The following is a 14,742-nucleotide window of genomic DNA, read 5'->3' on the forward strand; positions in this document are numbered from 1 at the left end:
ACTTGTGGTGAACATAAAGACCATAGATGCCAAAGTACTTTCCAGAATGTTTCTGGCCGGCGCCAAGAACCTGGAAGCAAAAAAAGAATGGATCAATGAATTAAATGTATTTCCTGTTCCAGATGGAGATACAGGTACAAATATGACTATGACGATCATGTCTGCAGCTGCAGAAGTAAGTGCGCTGACAGAGCCGGATATGGAAACGCTGGCAAAAGCCATTTCTTCCGGTTCTCTTCGTGGTGCCCGTGGAAACTCTGGTGTAATTCTTTCCCAGTTACTTCGCGGATTCACCAGGGGAGTCAGAAAATCCAACGAACTGGATGCCATTACAATCGCTGCTGCCATGGAACGTGCAGTAGAAACAGCATACAAAGCTGTTATGAAACCAAAAGAAGGAACCATCCTTACTGTAGCAAAAGAAGCCGCTCTCAAAGCTGCAGAAATTGCTCCGGAAGCAGAAGAACTGGAACCTTTTTTCAAAGAAATATTTGAACATGCAGAATATACTCTTTCCCGCACACCGGAAATGCTTCCGGTATTAAAAGAAGCTGGTGTCGTTGATTCAGGTGGACAGGGACTCCTTGAAGTACTGCGTGGTGCAATTGACGGCTTTCTCGGCAAAGAAGTTGATTACTCTGAATTTGAGAAACCTGCAGGTGCTGCAGTAACTAAGATTTCTCCACAGGCAGAAGCAGATATCAAATTCGGATATTGTACAGAATTCATCATTCTTCTGAATAAGCCAATGCCAATTGAAGAAGAGCATTCTTTCAAGGAATTTCTTACTTCTATCGGTGATTCTATCGTTCTTGTTGCAGATGATGAAATTGTCAAAGTCCATGTACACACAAACCATCCGGGACAGGCAATCGAACGTGCTTTAACATATGGTTCTCTTTCTCGTATGAAAATTGATAACATGCGTGAAGAGCATCAGGAAAAACTGATTAAAGATGCAGAGAAACTTGCCAAACAGCAGGCAGAGGAAGAAAAACAGCAGACTCCTCCAAAAGAAACCGGTTTCATCGCTGTATCTGCCGGCGCCGGTCTTACAGATATTTTCAGAGAACTTGGAGTTGATTACCTGATTGAAGGCGGTCAGACAATGAACCCAAGTACAGAGGATATGTTAAATGCAATTGACAAAGTCAATGCAAAAACGATCTATATCCTTCCGAATAATAAAAATATCATTCTCGCTGCTAATCAGGCTCGCGATCTTACCGAAGATAAAGAGATCATCGTCATCCCTACCAAGACAATTCCACAGGGTGTGACCGCGCTGATCAGCTTTGTCCCAGAAAAAACAGCTGAAGAAAACACAGCTGAAATGATGGATGCCATTTCCCGCGTACACACTGGTCAGATCACCTATGCAGTGCGTGATACCCGCATAGAAGATAAGGAAATACACGAAGGTGACATTATGGGTATTGGTGACAAGGGTATTCTTGCAGTAGGCAGCGGCAAAGAAAATGTTGCTGTTGCAACCGTAAATGCCATGATGACTGATGATGCAGAAGTAATCAGTATTTATTATGGTTGTGATGCTTCTGAAGAAAAAGCAGAAGCTCTTGCTGCAGTATTGGAAGAAAAATATCCAGACTGTGAAGTAGAAGTAAATAACGGTGGTCAGCCGATTTACTACTATATTATATCTGTAGAATAAACCAATGGGTGACAGTTTACGAACATTAAAGGGTGTTGGAGATAAAACAGAAAAACTTTTTTTTAAACTTGGCATCTATGATACAGACGATCTCCTTCACTATTATCCAAGAAATTATGACGCATTTGAAGCGCCGGTAGATATCGCAGATTTGGAAGAGGGGACGGTAAAAGCCGTCTCCGCTGCGGTATGTTCCGGCGTTTACGTTACTTCTGCAAAAGGCAGGCAGATCATTACTGCATCCATAAATGATTCCTCTGGCAAACTTTCAGTCATATGGTTCAATATGCCATATCTTCGAACTGTGTTGAAGCGAGGCAGTCAGTTTGTCTTCCGTGGACGAATCGTACGAAAGCAGTCCCACCTTGAAATGGAACACCCGGAGGTTTTTACTCCTGCCGCTTATGGAGAAATACTGCACAGTTTACAACCTGTGTACGGGCTGACCGGTGGTCTGTCTAACAAAACTGTTACTAAAATGATTCACCAGCTCCTGAAAAATCTTCCAATGTACAGTGAATTTCTACCTGAAGAAATACGGGAACATTATCAGCTTGCAGACATCAACTATGCTTTGCGCACCATCCATTTTCCAGGAAATATGGAGGAGCTTCTTTTATCACGAAAACGTCTTGTTTTTGATGAATTTCTGCTGTTCATTCTTTCTGTCCAAATGTTGAAAGAGAAAAGTGAGGAAACACCTAATTATTTTCCAATCAATAAAACATGGACTACCGAACAGATCATAGAAAATCTTCCATATTCTCTGACAGGTGCTCAGCTAAACACCTGGCATGAAATCGAACGTGATATGTCCGGACAGGCTTTAATGTCCCGCCTGGTTCAGGGAGATGTAGGAAGTGGCAAAACAATCATCGCTTTTCTTGCCATGATATTGGCCTGTGAAAATGGTTATCAGGCAGCACTCATGGCACCGACAGAAGTACTTGCCAGACAACATTACGATGGCTTTCTCAGATTACAGGAGGAACAAGGACTGAATTTCCATATTGTATTGCTGACAGGTTCCAATACTGCCAGAGAAAAAAGAGAAATTTACCAGCAGATTGCTTCAGGAGAGGCTCAGATCATTATTGGTACCCATGCACTGATTCAGGAAAAAGTTGAATATCATGATCTTGCTTTGGTTGTAACCGATGAACAGCATCGTTTCGGTGTCAAACAAAGAGAAGCTCTCACAACCCGCGGAAATCCGCCAAACATTCTTGTTATGAGTGCCACACCAATTCCACGTACATTGGCGATCATCCTATACGGCGATCTGGATATTTCCATCATCGATGAATTACCAGCCAAAAGACTTCCTATCAAAAACTGTGTAGTCAATACTTCCTATCGCCCCAAAGCATATGCCTTTATCCAACGTCAGGTACGGGAAGGCAGACAGGCATATATCATTTGCCCAATGGTGGAAGAGAGCGAAGGACTGGATGCTGAAAATGTACTGGATTACACCAGAAAATTAAAAGGAATCTTTCCTTCGGATATCAATGTATCTTTCCTTCATGGAAAAATGAAACCAAAAGAAAAAAATGAGATCATGGAAAAGTTTGCCGCAAATGAAATTCAAGTTCTTGTGTCCACTACGGTAGTTGAAGTTGGTGTCAACGTTCCGAACGCAACTGTCATGATGGTTGAAAATGCCGAACGTTTTGGTCTGGCTCAGCTTCATCAGCTGCGTGGTCGTGTTGGAAGAGGAGAATATCAGTCCTACTGTATTTTTATACAGGGTTCTGATGAAGAAACCACCTCAAAACGACTGGATATTCTAAATAAATCAAATGACGGTTTCTATATCGCAGGAGAAGATCTGAAGCTGCGTGGACCTGGTGATCTCTTTGGCATTCGCCAGAGCGGCGATATGGAATTCAGAATCGGAGATATCTACAACGATTCTGCAATCCTGAAATCGGCAAGTGAAGCTGCTGCTGAGATTTTGTCTCTTGATCCTGATCTTTCACTCGAACAGCATCGGGCACTTAAACATTATCTTTTGAAGCGCCAGGAAAACGCCTCCGATGGTCTGGGACTTTGATTCTGGCTCCATGAGCATACCCAGAAAAGCCATTGCAAATTGTGAAAAAACGTAGTATCCTAGTACCGTATCAATTATATCTACCTTGTGAGGAGGCTATTATGGCTACAAGAACAACTACAAAAAAAGCAGAACTCAAGACATCTACTGCAAAACCGGCTACCGAAAAAGAGGCTCCTGCAAAAAAAACAGTTACAAAAAAAATAACAGAAAAAGCTGCAACAGTTAAAAAGACCGCTGTCAGAAAAACATCTTCCAGAAAAACTGTTTCTTTAAATACAGAAGTATATGTACAGTGGCTTGGAAAAGAAGTCTATGAAAGAGACATCATAGAAAACATCAAAAAAGTCTGGACGGAAGAAATGGGCAAAAAAGAATCCGAACTTGTTGATCTGAAAATATATATCAAACCAGAAGATAATGGTGCACATTATGTGATCAACGGTGACATTACAGGATTTATCGAATTATAATCTTATTTTGCAAACATATAAAAACAGATGATCCGAAACGATCATCTGTTTTTTTTCTTCAAATCAACCGTTTTGTATCATTTTCTGTACATTTTTTCAATTTCATGTTATTATAAGGAGAATCTGTCTGCTTTGGCACGACATTTGTTTTTGCAAAGCACCCAAAATAAATAGAGAGGAACAAAATGAATGTTATCTGTTATTGAAACAATCAACACTACAGTAAACAATTTTATCTGGGGTGTTCCGGCTATGATCTGTATTATCGGAGTCGGCCTTTATCTCAGCATCCGTACAGGATTTCTTCAGATCAGGAAATTCCCTTACGCTATGAAAACAACCCTTGGCCGCATGCTCCGAAAACGTGAGGCATCTGACGGAAGAATGACACCTTTTCAGGCTGTCTGTACTGCACTTGCAGCCACAGTCGGAACCGGAAATATTGCCGGAGTCGCAGGCGCCATTGCCATTGGAGGTCCTGGTGCTGTATTCTGGATGTGGATTTCTGCACTCCTTGGCATGTGTACCAAATTTTCCGAAGTAACTCTGGCCGTACACTTTCGTGAAACTAACGAAAACGGTGAACTTGTCGGTGGACCAATGTATTATATCAAAAATGGTCTGAAGAAACACTGGCACTGGCTTGCATACCTCTTTTCCGCTTTTGGTGTACTGACTGTATTTGGTACCGGAAATGCTACACAGGTTAATACGATCACAGCTGCTATTGATTCTGCACTTATAAATTACAATCTGATTTCCTCCGATAGCATCTCTACTGCCAATCTAATCATGGGAATTATCATTGCTTCACTTGTAGCACTTGTGCTCCTGGGTGGAATCAAAAGAATCGGTCAGGTAGCAGAAAAACTGGTTCCATTTATGGCTGTGTTTTATATCATTCTTGCTCTTGGCGTTGTTTTCCTTAATTTCAGCCGCATTCCATATGTATTTTCTTCTATTTTTAAAGGAGCGTTTACCCCGGCTTCTGTTACAGGCGGAGCAGTAGGAAGCTTCTTTATGAGCATGAAAAAAGGTGTATCCCGAGGTATCTTCTCTAATGAAGCAGGTCTTGGTACCGGTTCGATCGCACATGCTTGTGCAGATACACGTAAACCTGTCAAACAGGGATTTTTTGGGATCTTTGAAGTATTTACAGACACCATCGTCATCTGTACTCTTACCGCACTCGTAATCCTTTGCAGTGGAATTCCTGTTTCATATGGCGCAGCAGCAGGAGCAGAGCTTACTATTCTCGGATTTACTTCTACATACGGAAGCTGGGTTTCTGTCTTCACAGCTGTGGCAATGTGCTGTTTTGCATTTTCTACGATCATCGGATGGGGACTTTATGGTGCAAGATGCTGTGAATTCCTCTTCAGCAGTTCCAGGACAACCAAGCCATTCATGGTCCTGTATTCTCTGGTAGCAATTCTTGGCGCAACTGTAGATCTTGGACTTTTATGGAATATTGCCGAAACCTTCAACGGTCTGATGGCTATTCCAAACCTTATTGCTGTATTCCTTCTGTCCGGTGTAGTTGTAAAACTTGTAAAAGAGTATTTTACAACAGGCGATGGAAAAGATGCCTGACCTTCTATATAAAAATTTATTTTAGTTTCTTCCATTTCGTGCAGAATGTTCCAGTGTATTTCTTGCTTCATTCCATATACTAGCACTGTAACATCCAAATTAAACGAAAACCAAGGAGGAAATTATCATGACAAAAAACAGTTCTTCTAACAGAGCAGTTGTACCTGAAGCCAAAGGAGCCCTGGATCGTTTTAAATTCGAAGTTGCAAATGAACTGGGCGTTCCGCTTACCGATGGCTACAACGGAAACCTGACATCCAAACAGAACGGAAGTGTCGGCGGATATATGGTCAAAAAAATGATTGAACAGCAGGAAAGACAGATGTCCGGCAATTCTCAGAATGAACAGTACTGATTCATTTCCAAGAACTGATCTGAGCGAAATCTGATCCGACTCTGAACAGACAGTGTTGTTTTATAACTGTATGCAGCTATGAAACAACACTGTTTCTTTTTGCGTACAATGGTTTACTTTTTCTAAAAAATAGGGTAAACTTGTATAAAATATTAATTTTCTATGAATTTTGTATAAGTTTACAATAATTAATTGCCAATTTTTTGTTGACTTGTTATAATATATGAGAATAGCTGTATTATAACAAAAAAGCCAGTAATGTATTGGTGAAAATGGAGAGATGAACGATGAATTTAGGAATCATTGCACACAACAGCAAAAAAGTACTTATAGAAGATTTCTGTATCGCCTACAAGAATATACTCGCCAAACATGAGGTCTATGCCACAGGAACTACCGGTCGAAGAATAGAAGAAGCCACGAACCTTCATGTGCATAAATTTCTTGCAGGGAGCATTGGCGGAGACAAACAGTTCATGGAAATGGTAGAGCGTCAGGATCTTGATATGGTTATCCTTTTTTATAATCCGGTTATGATTGATCCGAAAGAACCGGATATCACAGCGATCGTTATGCGTTGTGATCAGTATAACATACCGGTTGCCACCAACATTGCAACAGCCGAACTTCTGATTCTCGGACTGGCACGTGGTGACCTGGATTGGAGATTAAATCTGAAATGAGAGTAATAGCAGGAAAAGCCAGGCGTCTTGCCCTCAAGACTGTACCAGGCATGGAAACCCGTCCTACTACGGACCGTATAAAAGAAACACTTTTTAATATTCTGCAGCCTGAAATACCGGACTGCCGCTTTCTTGATCTGTTCAGCGGCAGCGGTGGTATTGGAATCGAAGCTTTAAGCCGCGGTGCAGAATCTGCTGTTTTTGTAGAAAAGAATCCCAAAGCATGTGCCTGCATCAGGGAGAATCTTACATTTACAAAACTTGCCGAACATGGTAAACTGCTGAACATGGATGTTTTACAGGCTCTTCGCTCTCTCGAAGGTGAAGAGGCTTTTGACTGTATTTTTATGGATCCACCATATAATAAAGATCTGGAGCGTCAGGTTCTCGAATATCTGAAAGACAGTTCTCTGGCAAATACCGATACCCTGATTGTTACAGAAGCCGATTTTCATACGGATTTTTCTTATGTGGAAGAATTAGGATATGAATTATCCCGTTCCAAAGAATACAAAACAAACAAACATATATTTTTGCATAAAAGAAAGTGAGAATACCTATGGTAACAGCAGTCTATCCGGGAAGTTTTGATCCGGCAACCTATGGTCATCTGGATGTTATCCGACGTGCAAGCGTCTCCTTTGACAGAGTTGTAGTCGGTGTTTTGCAGAATTCTGCAAAAAGTCCGTTGTTTTCTGTAGAAGAACGTGTTAATATATTGGAAAAGGCAACAAAGGACATTCCTAATGTGGTAATCAGACCATTTGACGGACTTTCTGTGAATTTTGCCAGAGAGAATCATGCGCAGGTAATCGTACGCGGTCTTCGCGCAGTTACTGATTTTGAGTATGAGCTTCAGATGGCACAGACCAACCGTGTTCTGGCTCCGGATGTTGATACTGTATTCCTTACCACTACATTGGAGTACGCTTATGTCAGCTCCACCATCATGAAAGAAGTTGCCCGTTTCGGTGGTGATCTATCCAGTTTTGCACCGCCGGAAATCATACAGGCATTATGTAAAAAAATGCAGGAAGAGAAAGAAAAAAACAAGGAGAATATACTATGAGCAGCAGAATCGAACAGATTATTGACGAAATTGATGAATTTATAGAAAGCTGTAAATTTCAGCCATTGTCCGCAACCAAAATTATTGTAAATAAAGAAGAGATTGAAGAACTTTTAAGAGAACTTCGTCTTAAAACACCTGATGAAATCAAACGTTATCAGAAGATCATCAGTAATAAGGATGCAATCCTTGAAGACGCTCAGTCTAAAGCAGATGCTATTATCGCAGATGCTCAGGCCAAAGCACAGGAGCTCGTTACACAGCATGAGATCATGCAGAAAGCATATGCTCAGGCTAATGATACAATTAACGCAGCTAATAAACAGGCACAGGAAATCCTTGATTCCGCTACACAGGATGCAAACAGCATTCGTTTAAGTGCTATCACATACACTGATGACATGATGGCAAATATCGGTTCCGTCCTGAACCAGACTCTTGAAGACGCAGGTGGTAAATACAAAGGATTTATCGACGCTCTCCAGAGTTGTCTTGATGTTGTTAATCATAACCGTCAGGAACTTGCTCCTCAGACAGCACAGGCAGCAGCTATGACCGGATCTTATCATGAAGAACCGGCAGACGCACCGGAAGAAGACAGTCTGTTAGATGATCTTGGAGAAGAATAAGGCGAATAACACGGTTGTAATTCCATTCAGAAGTTTTGCTGTTATATAAGGAAGCATTGATAGTTTCCGTGTAACCAGGCTTCTTGTCTGAAATGTTATACAGATTCCGCCAAAAGCTGTCAGAAATAATGTCAACAGATATTTCCATTGCATATGAATATTGGCATTTTGAAGACGGCAAAGTCCTGTTGTCAGTTCCAATATACCGGATAATGTATATCCGATGAGATTTTTCATATTCCAAAAATGACTGATACAGGCAGACAGAATGGAAAACATAAGAATGTATCCGCCCAGGCGGGTAACTGTTTCAAACCCATTCATAATGGAGACATCCAGAAAAGCTCCTGATGAGCTTGAGACGGGTGTCTTTTTTTTCTTATCTGCTGATAAAAACTGGATTTTATTTCGATAAACTACAAATCGAAATAAAAGCATAATTGTAAGATCAGACAATGCAAATATTCCAAACACTGTTCGTGCAGGAATCTGATCTTTGAGACAGATATGACACAGATATGTACGTACAAACACAGGGCTTGCATGATTTGTAAATGTAAGAAGATATTTTGCCTCTGACTCACTGATCTGATGATTTTCATACAGATCGGATGTTATTTTGGCACCAACCGGATAGCCGCAGAGTGCTCCGACAATGACTGCATAAGCACCTGCTGCTGAGACACCCAGTACTTTATTCCAGATCACTTCCACAGGCTGCAGTAGTTTTCCTGCCATATTTGTATGAATCAATATTCCTGTCAATATCAGAAATGGCAGCAAAACAGGCAGAAGAACATTCAACCACAATTGCATCCCTTCTTTTGAAGCTGCAAGTGCCTCCTGTGGATACAACAACAAAAAACATATTTGTGAAATACTGAAAACGGTATAAAATATTTTTCTCATAAATACAGCTTTTTATATTTTTATTCTTTACTTTATGCTGCATATCAGACAGATATGTCGATAAAATAAATATACACGCAACAATTCATTAATGGAGGAAATCAATATGAGAGTATTAGAAAACTGCGAACCAAAGCAGGTATTTTATTATTTTGAGGAAATCTGCAAAATCCCACACGGTTCCAGAAACACCAAACAGATCAGCGATTATCTGGTAGCTTTTGCAAAAGAACATGGTTTTGACTACGTGCAGGATGAAATGAACAATGTAATCATTTATAAACCAGCAACACCCGGCTATGAGAATGCACCAACTGTTATTCTGCAAGGTCATATGGACATGGTTTGCGAGAAAAGGCCCGATGTACAGCATGACTTCGAAAAAGACGGACTGAATCTTTCTGTAAAAGATGGATATGTCACAGCCAACGGAACTACTCTTGGTGGTGATGACGGTATTGCAGTAGCGTATGCACTGGCACTTCTTGACAGTACAGATCTGCCACATCCGGCACTGGAAGTGCTGATCACTGTAGATGAAGAAATCGGTCTTCTTGGTGCTGTAGGGCTTGACTGCAGTGTACTCAAGGGTAAACGTATGATCAATATGGACTCAGAAGCAGAGGGCAGCCTCTGGATCAGTTGTGCCGGTGGACTTTCTGCTGTCAGCCATATCCCGGTTGCACGCGTAGACGCAGAAGGAGAAAAACTTCAGATAAAAGTATGCGGCCTGATGGGTGGTCATTCCGGTTCTGAGATTGACAAAAAACGAGCAAATGCCAATGTAGTCATGGGGCGTTTTCTGTATGGACTCAAAAGAGAAGCAGATTATGAGATTATTTCCATGACTGGTGGACAGAAAGATAATGCCATTACACGAGAAGCAGTCTGCGATATTCTTGTATCCAAAGAAGAAATGGATGCCGTCAAAGCATATGCCTCCAAGGTTGAAAAAGGTCTTCGCGAAGAATATGACGGAAGTGATAAGGGTATTTCTATCCAAATCACAGAAGCAGGCCATGAATCTGCAAAAGTCCTTCACCCGACAAGCCGTGAAAAAGTTCTGTTCTATCTGATGGAGGTTCCTTTCGGTATCCAGAAAATGAGTGCAAATATCGAAGGCCTTGTAGAAACCTCTACCAATATTGGTATTGTATCTCTCTCTGAAGATGAATTTTTTGCAAGTTCAGGTGTCAGAAGTTCCGTAGAAGCAGCACGCAATGCTCTTTCCGATAAGATTCAGTATCTGACAGAATTCCTTGGCGGAGAATATGAAATTCAGGGCGCTTACCCTGCATGGGAGTATCGCAAAGAATCTCCACTTCGCGACAAAATGGTTGAAGTATATGAAACCATGTACGGTCAGAAACCAGAAGTTGTAGCTATTCATGCCGGTCTTGAATGTGGTCTGTTTTATAAAAAAATCGATGGCCTTGACTGTGTATCTCTCGGACCGGATATGAAAGACATCCATACTTCCGAAGAAGTGCTTGACATTGCTTCTACAGAACGTGTATGGAAATATCTTGTAAAAGTTCTTGAAGAGTTAAAAGACTGAGCTTAAGCAGTCAAAATTCTATTATAAATTCAATTACTCAAAAAGGCTTCGCAGATATGCGGAGTCTTTTTTGCATATAATAATCTGAAAACCACTCAGAAAGTATGACATCTATGTCACGTTCTTCTTTTTTCTTTGTGTTTTTTATTCTGATACTGTCTAACAACATACTGTCCTTCATTTCATTCAGTCGAAGTACTGTCTCTGTTCTAAAAAAAGACTGTGCTGCCTCTGCTGATTTCCGACAGCAGGATCTGTCCCCGGAACTTTATCGTCAATTGACAGAATCTGGTTTTTATCCCTCAGACTGGTGTGATCTTCTTACCACAACCATGTTAAACAGTCATTTTCATCCTCAACATATTTTTCCTGATAATACCTTTTATCTGTTGTACAAAAAAAGCTGCTATCTGCAGCTAAAAAATTATTATGAAGCAATCTGGGGAAATCTGCAGTATTTTCCTGTTGCCTCTGATGACATCAGCTATGAAGACAGTTGGATGGACTCACGTACATACGGTGGAAATCGCCATCATGAAGGAACCGATCTCTTTGGTCCCGTCAGCCAATCCGGCTATTATCCCATCGTCAGTATCACAGACGGCATTGTTGAACAAAAAGGCTGGCTGCCTCTTGGCGGATACCGAATTGGTATCCGTTCTGACTCTGGCGGATATTTTTATTATGCGCATCTTTCCTCCTATGAGGAAGATTTTACTCCCGGCGATAGAGTGCAGGCCGGAGAAATTCTTGGTTTCATGGGAAATACCGGATATGGACAGGAGGGCACTTCCGGAAGGTTTCCGGTGCACCTTCACCTTGGCATCTATATCACCACCCCAGAAGGGCAGGAGATCAGCGTAAATCCATACCATATCTTACAATGTCTCAGAAAAAAAATCAGAAAGTGCACATATTACTAACAAAAATTGTACAAATTGTGTTATACTGTATGGGAAGTTTTGTCTTTTCGTATTTCAAGTCTTAACTTCAAAGCAACAATCCTGCAAGGAGCGATATTTATGGAAATACAGTTATGGAGAAGTATTTTATGTCCATATGAACTTGCTGTCAAAGAACTGATGGTAAAGTTTGAACATATTATAGATGAACACAAGCAAAATGACCTGTATTCTCCGATTGAACAGGTCAGTGGGCGTGTCAAGAGTCTTCCAAGTATCCTGGAAAAAATGCAGCGCAAACATATTCCCATGGAAAAGATGGAAGAAGAGATCGAAGACATTGCCGGTATCCGCATCATCTGTCAGTTTGAAGAAGATATTGATACCGTAGCCTCTATTATCCGTAGCCGCAGTGATATGACCATCAAAAGTGAAAAAAACTATCTGAAGCATATCAAGCAAAGCGGTTACCGGAGTTATCATCTGATCATTTATTATACTGTAGATACGATCAATGGGCCAAAACGCCTTCAGGCCGAAATTCAGATTCGTACAATGGCTATGAACTTCTGGGCTACGATCGAACATTCTCTGCAGTATAAGTACAAAGGCGAGATGCCTTTACATGTAGCCGAGCGACTGAGCAACGCAGCTGATGCAATCATTGCACTGGACCGTGAAATGTCATCTGTTCGTAATGAGATTATGGATGCGCAGAATTCTTCACAGACACAGTCCAATCTGGTAAAAGACATTTTGCTCAGCATTGAAAACCTGTACAAGATTTCCAATAAAAGAGAAGTTGAAAAAATCCAGGATGAATTTCTACGGGTATTCCGCACAAAAGATCTTCAGCAGCTTGCCCGTTTTCATCGTCAGCTCGACATTATTGCGGAGGGTTATAGAGCCCAGTCCGTTTCATTTTAGGAGTATATAATGCAAAACTTTTTACCCGTAACAAAGCAGGAAATGCAGCAGCGCGGATGGGATCAGGTCGATTTTGTATATATCACAGGAGATGCCTATGTAGATCATCCTTCTTTCGGTTCTGCCATTATCAGCCGTCTCCTTGAGAGTCGTGGATACCGTGTGGGAATCATCCCACAGCCGGACTGGCGTCATAAAGAAAGCATTCAGACTTTTGGTGAACCGCGCCTTGGTTTCCTTGTAACAGCCGGAAATATGGATTCCATGGTCAATCATTACACAGTCTCAAGGAAACATCGCCAGAAAGATTCTTATTCTCCGGGCGGCGAGATGGGACTTCGGCCGGATATGCCAACGGTCGTATACAGCAACCTGATTCGTCAGACATATAAACATACTCCAATTATCCTTGGCGGTATTGAGGCAAGCCTCCGACGTCTTGCTCATTACGATTACTGGGATAACCGCGTGCGTAGAAGTGTCCTTATGGATTCCGGTGCGGATCTGATTTCTTACGGAATGGGAGAGCATTCAATTCTTCAGATTGCCGAAGCACTACAGAGTGGACTGCCAGTTGAAGAGATCACTTACATTCCTGGTACTGTGTACAAGTGCAAAGATCTGTCCCGTGCATTCGAACCAATCGTTCTCCCTTCCTATGAGGAAGTTTCGTCTAACAAACACACTTATGCTGACAGTTTCGCAGTTCAATACCGTAATACAGATCCTTTTACCGCCAAACCACTTGCTGAGAGTTATGGAACCAGAGGCTATATTATTCAGAATCCTCCGGCACATCCGCTTTCACAGCAGGAAATGGATGATGTCTATGATCTGCCATATACTGACACCTGGCATCCGATGTATAATGCCAAAGGCGGTATTCCGGCACTGAATGAAATTAAATTCAGTCTCACCAGCAACCGTGGCTGTTTCGGTGGATGTAATTTCTGTGCACTGACATTTCATCAGGGCAGAATCCTTCAGACCCGAAGCCATGAATCGATTCTGAAAGAAGCCATCAAAATGACAAAGGATCCTGATTTTAAGGGTTATATTCATGATGTAGGCGGTCCGACCGCAGATTTCAGACAACCATCCTGTCAGAAACAGCTGACAAAAGGAGTCTGTCAGAATCGCCAGTGTCTTTTTCCGAAGCCATGTGGAAACCTTCAGGTAGATCACACAGACTATGTTTCCCTTCTTCGAAAACTGCGCAAAGTACCCGGTGTCAAAAAAGTCTTTATCCGTTCTGGTGTACGTTTTGATTATGTTGTCGCAGATAAAAGTCCTGTATTTATGCAGGAACTGGTCAAATATCATATCAGTGGACAGCTTCGTGTTGCACCGGAACATGTTTCAGACCAGGTACTTCACTATATGGGTAAACCATCTCATCAAATCTATCAGACGTTTCTCAGAGAATATGACAAAGCAAATGAAGCTACCGGCAAGAAACAGTATGCTGTTCCATACTTTATGTCTTCTCATCCAGGATGTACGATCAAAGATGCCGTAAAACTCGCTGAATATGTGCGTGATCTTGGCTTCACCCCGGAACAGGTGCAGGACTTTTATCCAACACCATCCACACTTTCTACCTGTATGTATTATACCGGTATCAATCCACTGGACGGAAAACCGGTTTATGTACCGAAAGATCCTCATGAAAAAGCGATACAACGTGCGTTGATGCAGTACAAGAATCCAGCCAACCGTAAGCTGGTTCTGGAAGGACTGCAGCGTGCCGGACGCATGGATCTGGTCGGTTTTGGTCCGAAATGCCTAATTCGTCCGGAAAAGAAAAACAGTTTTTCTTCAGGAAACAAAAACTCTGGTTCTTCACGCAGACCAGCTCACAGAACCACCATCCGCAATACACATAAGAAAAAAACGAAGAAATAAAACATTTAAAG

14 protein-coding genes are annotated in these 14,742 nt (G+C 41.6%); 13 read left to right on the forward strand and 1 reads right to left on the reverse strand.

Annotated features, from left to right (window positions below; genetic code table 11):
• Positions 1–7 precede the first annotated feature (7 nt).
• From LI112_RS03670 to LI112_RS03710, 9 genes are all read left to right on the forward strand, one after another.
• Positions 8–1,672 carry a DAK2 domain-containing protein gene (locus tag LI112_RS03670; protein WP_055066193.1) on the forward strand — a complete coding sequence of 555 codons (1,665 nt, stop codon included), beginning with the start codon at positions 8–10 and terminating at the stop codon, positions 1,670–1,672.
• Positions 1,673–1,676: 4 nt separating this feature from the next.
• Entirely contained in the window at positions 1,677–3,728 is a 2,052-nt protein-coding gene (gene recG, locus LI112_RS03675) for an ATP-dependent DNA helicase RecG (RefSeq protein WP_227190245.1), read from the forward strand.
• A gap of 101 nt (positions 3,729–3,829) precedes the next feature.
• Positions 3,830–4,201, forward strand: coding sequence for a DUF6465 family protein (locus LI112_RS03680; RefSeq protein WP_022389307.1), 372 nt, complete (start codon positions 3,830–3,832; stop codon positions 4,199–4,201).
• 189 nt (positions 4,202–4,390) lie between these two features.
• Positions 4,391–5,794: a sodium:alanine symporter family protein gene (locus tag LI112_RS03685; RefSeq protein ID WP_022389308.1), complete on the forward strand. Its 1,404-nt coding sequence runs from the start codon at positions 4,391–4,393 to the stop codon at positions 5,792–5,794.
• A gap of 127 nt (positions 5,795–5,921) precedes the next feature.
• Positions 5,922–6,149 (forward strand): alpha/beta-type small acid-soluble spore protein, encoded by a 228-nt coding sequence (locus LI112_RS03690; protein WP_005424616.1) that lies wholly within the window; start codon positions 5,922–5,924, stop codon positions 6,147–6,149.
• Between the two features lie 287 nt (positions 6,150–6,436).
• Entirely contained in the window at positions 6,437–6,832 is a 396-nt protein-coding gene (locus tag LI112_RS03695) for a methylglyoxal synthase (RefSeq protein WP_022389309.1), read from the forward strand.
• Positions 6,829–7,383: a 16S rRNA (guanine(966)-N(2))-methyltransferase RsmD gene (rsmD, locus tag LI112_RS03700; RefSeq protein ID WP_227190246.1), complete on the forward strand. Its 555-nt coding sequence runs from the start codon at positions 6,829–6,831 to the stop codon at positions 7,381–7,383. The genes LI112_RS03695 and rsmD overlap by 4 nt, the downstream gene beginning before the upstream one ends.
• Before the next feature lie 8 nt (positions 7,384–7,391).
• A complete protein-coding gene (coaD, locus tag LI112_RS03705) occupies positions 7,392–7,901 on the forward strand; it encodes a pantetheine-phosphate adenylyltransferase (RefSeq protein ID WP_005424620.1) in 510 nt (169 codons plus the stop codon).
• A complete protein-coding gene (locus LI112_RS03710) occupies positions 7,898–8,530 on the forward strand; it encodes a hypothetical protein (RefSeq protein WP_005424621.1) in 633 nt (210 codons plus the stop codon). Before coaD ends, LI112_RS03710 begins: the two co-directional genes overlap by 4 nt.
• Here the strand turns inward: LI112_RS03710 and LI112_RS03715 are convergent.
• Positions 8,507–9,340, reverse strand: a complete 834-nt coding sequence (locus tag LI112_RS03715) for a hypothetical protein (protein ID WP_138344171.1) — start codon at positions 9,338–9,340, stop codon at positions 8,507–8,509. The genes LI112_RS03710 and LI112_RS03715 overlap by 24 nt on opposite strands.
• 205 nt (positions 9,341–9,545) lie before the next feature.
• Between LI112_RS03715 and LI112_RS03720 the strand changes: the two genes are divergently transcribed.
• The 4 genes from LI112_RS03720 (at position 9,546) to LI112_RS03735 (ending at position 14,731) form a co-directional block, all read left to right on the forward strand.
• Positions 9,546–10,997: an aminoacyl-histidine dipeptidase gene (locus tag LI112_RS03720; RefSeq protein ID WP_044925560.1), complete on the forward strand. Its 1,452-nt coding sequence runs from the start codon at positions 9,546–9,548 to the stop codon at positions 10,995–10,997.
• Positions 10,998–11,497: 500 nt separating this feature from the next.
• Positions 11,498–11,920 carry a M23 family metallopeptidase gene (locus tag LI112_RS03725; RefSeq protein WP_227190247.1) on the forward strand — a complete coding sequence of 141 codons (423 nt, stop codon included), beginning with the start codon at positions 11,498–11,500 and terminating at the stop codon, positions 11,918–11,920.
• Positions 11,921–12,019: 99 nt separating this feature from the next.
• A complete protein-coding gene (locus tag LI112_RS03730) occupies positions 12,020–12,826 on the forward strand; it encodes a GTP pyrophosphokinase family protein (RefSeq protein ID WP_055066198.1) in 807 nt (268 codons plus the stop codon).
• 9 nt (positions 12,827–12,835) lie between these two features.
• Complete coding sequence (locus LI112_RS03735; RefSeq protein ID WP_195967975.1) at positions 12,836–14,731, forward strand: YgiQ family radical SAM protein; 1,896 nt, start codon at positions 12,836–12,838, stop codon at positions 14,729–14,731.
• The last annotated feature ends 11 nt before the right edge of the window (positions 14,732–14,742 follow it).

Source organism: Blautia sp. 210820-DFI.6.14 (assembly GCF_020558815.1).
GTDB classification, from domain to species: Bacteria; Bacillota; Clostridia; order Lachnospirales; family Lachnospiraceae; genus Blautia_A; species Blautia_A obeum.

Excerpts from the sequence above, each read along its gene's own strand:
- recG (WP_227190245.1), top strand. The coding sequence starts at position 1,677 with ATGGGTGACAGTTTACGAACATTAAAGGGTGTTGGAGATAAAACAGAA.
- LI112_RS03725 (WP_227190247.1), top strand. The coding sequence starts at position 11,498 with ATGGACTCACGTACATACGGTGGAAATCGCCATCATGAAGGAACCGAT.
- LI112_RS03690 (WP_005424616.1), top strand. The coding sequence starts at position 5,922 with ATGACAAAAAACAGTTCTTCTAACAGAGCAGTTGTACCTGAAGCCAAA.
- coaD (WP_005424620.1), top strand. The coding sequence starts at position 7,392 with ATGGTAACAGCAGTCTATCCGGGAAGTTTTGATCCGGCAACCTATGGT.
- LI112_RS03720 (WP_044925560.1), top strand. The coding sequence starts at position 9,546 with ATGAGAGTATTAGAAAACTGCGAACCAAAGCAGGTATTTTATTATTTT.
- LI112_RS03710 (WP_005424621.1), top strand. The coding sequence starts at position 7,898 with ATGAGCAGCAGAATCGAACAGATTATTGACGAAATTGATGAATTTATA.
- LI112_RS03730 (WP_055066198.1), top strand. The coding sequence starts at position 12,020 with ATGGAAATACAGTTATGGAGAAGTATTTTATGTCCATATGAACTTGCT.
- LI112_RS03695 (WP_022389309.1), top strand. The coding sequence starts at position 6,437 with ATGAATTTAGGAATCATTGCACACAACAGCAAAAAAGTACTTATAGAA.
- LI112_RS03685 (WP_022389308.1), top strand. The coding sequence starts at position 4,391 with ATGTTATCTGTTATTGAAACAATCAACACTACAGTAAACAATTTTATC.
- rsmD (WP_227190246.1), top strand. The coding sequence starts at position 6,829 with ATGAGAGTAATAGCAGGAAAAGCCAGGCGTCTTGCCCTCAAGACTGTA.
- LI112_RS03680 (WP_022389307.1), top strand. The coding sequence starts at position 3,830 with ATGGCTACAAGAACAACTACAAAAAAAGCAGAACTCAAGACATCTACT.
- LI112_RS03735 (WP_195967975.1), top strand. The coding sequence starts at position 12,836 with ATGCAAAACTTTTTACCCGTAACAAAGCAGGAAATGCAGCAGCGCGGA.